The following is a 6850-nucleotide window of genomic DNA, read 5'->3' as shown; positions in this document are numbered from 1 at the left end:
CTGGCCGTGATGGTGATCGGCGGGCGGCAGCTTGGCCTGGCCATCCTGATGCACGATGCCGCCCATGGCCTGCTGTTCCGCACACGGCGCCTGAACGAACTGGCCGGGCAATGGCTCTGCGCGTATCCGGTGATCACCGATTTGCATCTCTACCGGCCCTATCACCTGAAGCATCATCGCTTCACCCAGCAGGCAGACGACCCCGACCTGGTGCTCTCCGCGCCATTCCCGATTACGCGCCAGAGCCTGCGCCGCAAGATTCAACGCGACCTCAGCGGCCGCACGGCGCTCACCCGCCGGCGCGAGCAGGTGATGCTCACCTGGGGCGAGGCGGGATTAAGCTGGCGGCAGCGCTGGGAGCGGCTGACCAAGGGCGGTCTCGTCGGCGCGGCGCTCACCAACCTCGCGCTGCTTGGCATTCTCACGGCGCTGGGCTACTGGTGGCTCTATCCGCTGTTATGGCTGCTGCCGCTCGCCACCTGGTATCAGCTCGTCAGTCGCATCCGCAACATCGCCGAACATGCCATGGTGCCCGACAACGACGATAGCTTGCGCAACACGCGCACGACCTATGCCGGGCCGATCACGCGCCTGCTGCTCGCGCCATTCTGGGTGAACTACCACCTCGAACATCACCTGCTGCTGTTTGTGCCCTGCTGGCGACTGCCACAGGCGCACCGCATGATGCTGGCGAAGGGATGGGGCGAAAGAATGGAACTGCGCGGCAGTTACGCCGAGGTGCTGCGGCTGGCGGCGAGTGCGGTGAGCGACAGCGGCGGCGGCTCAGGTGGCGCGAAGCCGGCGCATATTTAAGTGGGGGGTAAAATGGCGAACGGTCGGTGGCTTCTCTTTAGCCTACTATTTTCTGCTACTTCATTTGCGGCCTATGGCCAATCGGCTGATCGTTGCAACAATGCAGGAGTTGCGAAAAGCGATGGGGAGTGCTGGGTAACATTATCCACACTCCAGAAGCAGTCTGTCGTAAGAGGAATTTGGATTGGCCTAGCTGCTGAGAAACTATCCTTGGAATTGACGGATAGCTCTCCATTTTGGGTTAAAGATTTTACTGCATCTCCGAATAGCACAACTATTGGCGATATACTGACTTATTACGACAAATTGTATGAAACTCCTGCTAACAGATCTATTCACTGGTCATGGGCGTATAAGATGCCAAGCTATATTTGGCTGCGAGATATCTCCCTGTACTCGAATACGAACGTATGTGCGCGAGACGCATCTTGGTGCGTGCGCTTATCCTGTCTTGAAAATGCAAAGGCAATGGTAGAATTGCATTAGCATCCGAGTCGTTCGGATGCACCTGCAAATGGGGAGAGATATGGCTGCGAAGAAAAAGGCCGCCAAGAAAAAGGCGGCGAAAAAGAAGGTAGCGAAGAAGAAAGTCGCCAAGAAGGCCGCCAAGAAAGCCGTGAAGGCAAAAAAGGCGCCGAAGGCGAAGAAGAAAGCCGCCAAGAAGAAGGCCATGAAGATGGCCATGTCCAGGGCGTCTCGAAATTAAGCGTGCCGTCGCAGCGGCTGCGAAGGGTCGGCGTGCCGGCCCTTCGTCTTTTGTGCCTTCACTCTCGGTACGGCACTGGACCGATTTAGTTGACGAGGGGCTGCATCCGGGCCTGATGGTCGGCCAGGCTCGCAGTGGTACGCATCTGGTGATCGGTCCACAAGATGCCATTACAGTCCGCCATCCAAACAGACTGAAGGCGTCACTTAAACAGTCGGGTGCTGTACGTGGTGCCCGCCATGCAACGGCGCTGCGTGAATTGTATGAAACGCCGGAACTCAGCCGAACCGTTTCGTATTTAGAGTCGATCACGCGACGGCCAGAAGATACGTTAAAAGCAGTGGGTATCCTGCGCAGTCTTTCGGTGTGTCTGGTGGGAGCCGGTGGGCTTGGTTCGAACACGGCACTGATGCTGGCCGGGATGGGCGTTCGGCGCTTCACCTTGATCGACCATGACAAGATCGAGACAAGCAATCTCAATCGTCAATTTGCTTACAGTCGCGCTGATCGGGGGCGCTACAAGGTTGATGTTCTGGCGCGTCAGTTGCGTGCGCGCTTCGATAGCCTGCAAATCCGGCGTGTGCGTGGCAAACTGAAAGATGGCGGCGCAATGCGGCCATTTCTGAAGACCGACCTGATCATATGCACTGCCGACGACCCTCCCGACCTCATGAACCGCATTCCGCAATTAATGCCAAAGCGGTCGGTCTGCATCTCGGCCGGCTATCTGTTTTCCTACGGAGTAGTGAAACAACAGCTCGCATTAGCCCGGTCGGCCCGCGACGAACTGCTATGGCATAGCAGCCGGGGATCGATTGCGCCAAGCTCGGGCCCATCGAATCTGTTCCTGTCCTCAATCATTGGATTTTGGGTATTCGATCTGGTCAAGCGGAAAGCGGAAGGCCGGTCTCTTCGGCCACGACAGTCGACATATGATTTCTCGGCACTCTAGCCTAGTTTGTCCCCCTCATGCTGCCGCTCCCGCAAATGTCATCCGGCACCAGCCTGACCGATCTGGCGCCCCAGGCGCGGGGTGCTAGGCTGTTGCGGTGACCGACTCCAGCCCGCTGTCTCCCGCTAAATACGCCATCGCCCTGATCGTGGTGGCCGAGTTTCTCGGCACCACGCTCTGGTTTTCCTCCAATGCCGCCGCCTTCGAATTGCAGGCTCTGCTGTCGCTGTCGGCGCGCGATATCGGCTGGCTCACCAATGCCGTGCAGGCCGGCTTCATCGCCGGCACGCTGGCCATGGCGCTGAGCGGCCTGGCCGACCGCTTCGCCGCCAGCCGCATCGTGTTTGCCTGCTGTGTGCTGGGCGCGCTGGCCAATGCCGCCTTCCTGCTGGTGTGGCAGAGTTATGCCGCCGCCCTGGCCCTGCGCTTCATCGTCGGTCTGGCTCTGGCCGGCATCTATCCGCTGGGCATGAAGCTGGTGATCGGCTGGACCAAAGGCGCGGCCGGCGGCACGCTGGCGTTGCTGGTGGGCATGCTCACGCTCGGCACGGCATTGCCGCATGGCATTCGCGGGCTGGGGGCAGGGGTGCCGTGGCAGGCGGCGATGCTGGCGGCGAGTCTTCTGGCGCTGCTGGGCGGCCTTATCGTGCTGCGGCTGGGCGACGGGCCGCATCTGGCGCGGCCTTCCAGCATTCGGCGCTTGAGTCCCGGCGCGGTGCTGAACGCCTTCCGCATCCCCGATTTCCGCTCGGCCGCTTTGGGCTATTTCGGCCATATGTGGGAGCTCTATGCCTTCTGGACTCTCACGCCCTTCCTGATCCTGCTGGCCGCGCCGGGGCTGGCGCCGGCGGATGTCTCACGGCTCAGCTTTGCCGTGATCGGCGCCGGCACGCTGGGCTGCATCCTCGGCGGTGTGGTCAGCGCGCGCTGGGGCAGCGCGCGGGTGGCGGCTTTGGCGCTGGCGACGTCTGGCGCGCTGTGCGTGGTCTATCCGGTTTTATCCGAGGCCGCCGCGCCGAGGCTTTTGCTGGTATTGCTGGTGGTCTGGGGCGTGGCGGTGGTGGCGGATTCGCCGCAATTCTCAGCCCTTTCGGGCCGCGCCTGTCCGCCCGAGGCCGTGGGCAGCGCGCTGGCGATCCAGAATGCCATCGGCTTTGCCATCACGCTGGCCGCCATCGCACTCGCCACGCATCAACTGCCCGCCATGGGCGCGTCGGTGGTGTGGCTGCTGGCGCCGGGGCCGGTGCTGGGGCTGATCGGCCTGTGGCGGCTGGTGAAGAAAGGCGCCTGACGCCGGATGCAGGCCGGGGGCCAGGCCTGGATCTGGCATTCACCATAGAGGGTAATATTCCCCATATTGACAACCTGAGGGGCGTCGATATCCACTGATATCCGGGATCAGTCGGGAGAGGGGGGTATCATGCATCGGATCTTGTCCAGGGTACTGCTGGTTCTCGGGGTTCTGATCGCCGGCATCGCGGCATGGCTGGGGCTGGGTTCCGGGCCGGCGCAGGCGCAGGAGGCCACCGCCACCTTCGCCGGCCGGCAGTGGAACGAAACCGCGGTGGTCGAGCTGATGGCGGTCTATGCCGAGAATGACCGCAATTACCGCAACTCCATCGTCAAGCCGGGCTGGGCGGTGATCGATTGCAATGCCACGCCCTACAAGGCGGTCACGGGCGAAACCCGCTACTGCTTCGACGGGCCGATCTACCAGGTGAACCAGGGCTGCCAGGTGAAGCAGTTCATGCTGGCGATCATCTCGGCGACGGAAGAGATCCTGGTCATGGGCAATTACCCGACCGAAAGCCGCTGCGGCATGTTCGCCGCCAGCGCCAAGCGGGACGCGTCCTACATCCTGTTCCCGGTCAAGATCATCCGGCCCGTCGACGAGACCGGCGATCCCGGCCTGGTCGGCGACGCGCATGCGCTGTCCTTCTCCAGCGACGGCCGGCCCTGTTTCGGCTATCGCGATTACGGCACGCCGAGTTTCGGCTCGAATGTCTATGCCTACACCTCGACGGGGCATGTCTGCCGCAAGGCGCCGGGCGCGACCTACGGGCGGGACGACATGAAACGCATGATCGAGGCCTTCCGGCCCGTCCTGAGCTGGTGAGGCCTGATCTGGCGAGGCCGGGCCCGCCTCAAGCATCGCGCTTACATGGAAGGTAATTGCCGGGCTTACCGCGCGGGTCTAGCGTGGTCGCATGAACGATATGTCCAGCCAGAGCAGCGGGTCGCGACCCGGCTTCCCCGGCCTGCTGAAACACTGGCGCGGGCTGCGGCATCTGAGCCAGCTCGGCCTGGCCACCGAGGCCGGCATCTCGGCGCGGCATCTGTGTTTCCTCGAAACCGGCCGTTCGCAGCCCAGCCGCGAGATGGTGGTTTTGCTGGCGCGCGTGCTGGCCATCCCGCTGGCCGAGCAGAATGCCCTGCTGGTGGCGGCCGGCTTCGCGCCGCTGTATGCCGCGCGCGACCTCGCCGCGCCCGAGCTGGCGCCGGCGCGCCAGGCGCTGGAGATCATGCTGGCGCATCAGGAGCCGTTCCCGGCGCTGGTGCTGGACGAAAGCTGGGAGGTGCGGCTGCGCAACCAGGCCGCTTCCCGGCTGTTCGGCGCGCTGCGCCCGCATTACGACATGCCGCCGCATCTGGCGGTGAACGCGCTGCATTCGCTATGCCATCCCGGCGGCATGCGCCGCTTCATGGTCGGCGGCGAGGATTTCATCGCCGCCTTCCTGCAGATGCTGCAGCGCGAGGCCAGCCAGGGCCTCAACGCGGCCGCCGCCAGACTGCGCGCCGAGCTGCTGGCCTATCCGGGCATCCCTGAGCTGATCGGCGCGCAGGACGATGCGGCCGATGCGAGCCCGATGGCTCTGCTGCGTTACCGGCTGGGACGCAGCGAGATCGCCTTCTTCGTCACGCTCACCCAGTTCGCCATGCCGCGCGACGTGACGCTGCAGCAGGTCAAGTTCGAGGGCTTCTTTCCCGCCGACGAGGCCACGGCTTCATGGGCGAAGCGGCTGGCTGCCGATCCGGCGCTCTCCGTGTTCGACTGAGGGCGCGCGCTTACATCGCGCGTAATTGCCGGCGCGATCGGCAAGGGGGCAGGGTGGCCGCGCCACCATGAAGGAGAAAGCCCCATGCGTCACAATCCGGTGCCGGCCCTGCGCGCGCTGAACGCCAAGTTCATCCACAATTTCGTCACCAATGACGTGAAGGCGCACAGCGCCATCATCCACGAGCGCTTCGTCTGTATCATGCCCGATGGCCGCATGATGGGGCGCAAGGCCTATCTCGATTACTGGGCCACGGGGTTTGATGCCAACGTCATTCCCTACTGGGATTACCGCGACGAGCAGATCAGCCTGTTCGGCGACACCGCGCTGGTGCGCTCGGTGACCAAATACGTGCGTATCCGCGACGGCCAGGAGGTGACCGGCATGACCGCCTATACCGACACATATTTTCTCGATGGCGGATTGTGGATCTGCGTGCAGGCGCAGATGACGCCGCTGCAACCGGCCTATTATCCGCCCGACGGCACGATCGTGCGGCGGTATCTGCGCGGCGAGGTGGTCACCGAAGGCGAACGCGGCGCGGCCTGACGGCCCGCGGGGGACGGGGCCGGGAAGGATGCAGCCGGGATGCCCCTTCCCCCCGGCTGCAGTGGTGGCTACCCTGTTGCCAGACCTGCCTGGCCCCGTTTCTCTGTGGAAACCGCACATGATCATCGTCCATCACCTGAACAATTCCCGTTCGCAGCGCGTGCTCTGGCTGCTCGAGGAGCTGGGCCTGCCCTATACGGTGAAACGCTACGAGCGCGACCCGGCCACCATGCGTGCCCCGGCCGAATTGCAGAAGGTGCATCCACTCGGCAAGTCGACGGTGATCGAGGATAACGGCCATGTCTATGCCGAGACCGGCGCGATCATCGAATACCTGCTCGATACCTATGACGCGGGCCATCGCCTGTCGCCGCCGCGCACGAATGCGTCTCGCGGCGCCTATACCTACTGGCTGCATTACGCCGAGGGCTCGGCCATGCCGCTTTTGCTGCTGAAACTCGTGTTCCTGCGCATGCCGAAAGGCGTGCCGGCTTTGCTGCGGCCGCTGGTGGCCAAGATCGCCGCCAAGGCGCAGCAGACCGTAACCGACCCGCAGCTGAAGGTGCATCTGGAATACTGCGCCGATGCATTGAGGAAGAATGGCGGCTGGTTTGCCGGCGGCGATTTCTCGGCCGCCGACATCATGATGAGCTTTCCGCTGGAAGCGGTGGCGGCCCGCGTTGGCCTCGACCAGCCCAAATACGCGCCGATCCGCGACTTCCTCGCCCGCATCCATGCCCGCCCGGCCTATCACCGCGCGCTGGAGCAGGGCGG

Annotated in this window: 8 protein-coding genes; all 8 read left to right on the top strand. The window is 63.5% G+C overall.

Features of this window, described 5'->3' with window-relative positions; translation table 11 throughout:
* Nucleotides 1-813, top strand: an 813-nt coding sequence (locus Q1J79_RS14535; protein ID WP_300301675.1) for a fatty acid desaturase family protein, incomplete at its 5' end; no start/stop codon positions are given.
* 526 nt (nucleotides 814-1339) lie between these two features.
* Nucleotides 1340-1519, top strand: a complete 180-nt coding sequence (locus Q1J79_RS14530) for a hypothetical protein (protein WP_300301680.1) — start codon at nucleotides 1340-1342, stop codon at nucleotides 1517-1519.
* Between the two features lie 115 nt (nucleotides 1520-1634).
* On the top strand, nucleotides 1635-2471 hold the full coding sequence (locus Q1J79_RS14525) for a ThiF family adenylyltransferase (protein WP_300301672.1): 837 nt from the start codon (nucleotides 1635-1637) through the stop codon (nucleotides 2469-2471).
* A gap of 97 nt (nucleotides 2472-2568) precedes the next feature.
* Nucleotides 2569-3762 (top strand): MFS transporter, encoded by a 1194-nt coding sequence (locus Q1J79_RS14520; protein WP_300301669.1) that lies wholly within the window; start codon nucleotides 2569-2571, stop codon nucleotides 3760-3762.
* Nucleotides 3763-3891: 129 nt separating this feature from the next.
* Nucleotides 3892-4587: a hypothetical protein gene (locus tag Q1J79_RS14515; protein WP_300301666.1), complete on the top strand. Its 696-nt coding sequence runs from the start codon at nucleotides 3892-3894 to the stop codon at nucleotides 4585-4587.
* Between the two features lie 91 nt (nucleotides 4588-4678).
* Nucleotides 4679-5527: a helix-turn-helix domain-containing protein gene (locus tag Q1J79_RS14510; protein ID WP_300301663.1), complete on the top strand. Its 849-nt coding sequence runs from the start codon at nucleotides 4679-4681 to the stop codon at nucleotides 5525-5527.
* Nucleotides 5528-5611: 84 nt separating this feature from the next.
* Nucleotides 5612-6076, top strand: a complete 465-nt coding sequence (locus Q1J79_RS14505) for a nuclear transport factor 2 family protein (protein ID WP_300301660.1) — start codon at nucleotides 5612-5614, stop codon at nucleotides 6074-6076.
* Nucleotides 6077-6194: 118 nt separating this feature from the next.
* Nucleotides 6195-6850, top strand: a 656-nt coding sequence (locus Q1J79_RS14500) for a glutathione S-transferase (RefSeq protein ID WP_300301658.1), incomplete at its 3' end; no start/stop codon positions are given.

Origin of the sequence: Ferrovibrio sp., assembly GCF_029255545.1 — a bacterium.
Lineage (GTDB): Bacteria > Pseudomonadota > Alphaproteobacteria > Ferrovibrionales > Ferrovibrionaceae > Ferrovibrio.
This window is presented reverse-complemented; position numbering and strand designations above follow the sequence as displayed.

Excerpts from the sequence above, each read along its gene's own strand:
- Q1J79_RS14530 (WP_300301680.1), top strand. The coding sequence starts at position 1,340 with ATGGCTGCGAAGAAAAAGGCCGCCAAGAAAAAGGCGGCGAAAAAGAAG.
- Q1J79_RS14510 (WP_300301663.1), top strand. The coding sequence starts at position 4,679 with ATGAACGATATGTCCAGCCAGAGCAGCGGGTCGCGACCCGGCTTCCCC.
- Q1J79_RS14505 (WP_300301660.1), top strand. The coding sequence starts at position 5,612 with ATGCGTCACAATCCGGTGCCGGCCCTGCGCGCGCTGAACGCCAAGTTC.
- Q1J79_RS14525 (WP_300301672.1), top strand. The coding sequence starts at position 1,635 with ATGGTCGGCCAGGCTCGCAGTGGTACGCATCTGGTGATCGGTCCACAA.
- Q1J79_RS14515 (WP_300301666.1), top strand. The coding sequence starts at position 3,892 with ATGCATCGGATCTTGTCCAGGGTACTGCTGGTTCTCGGGGTTCTGATC.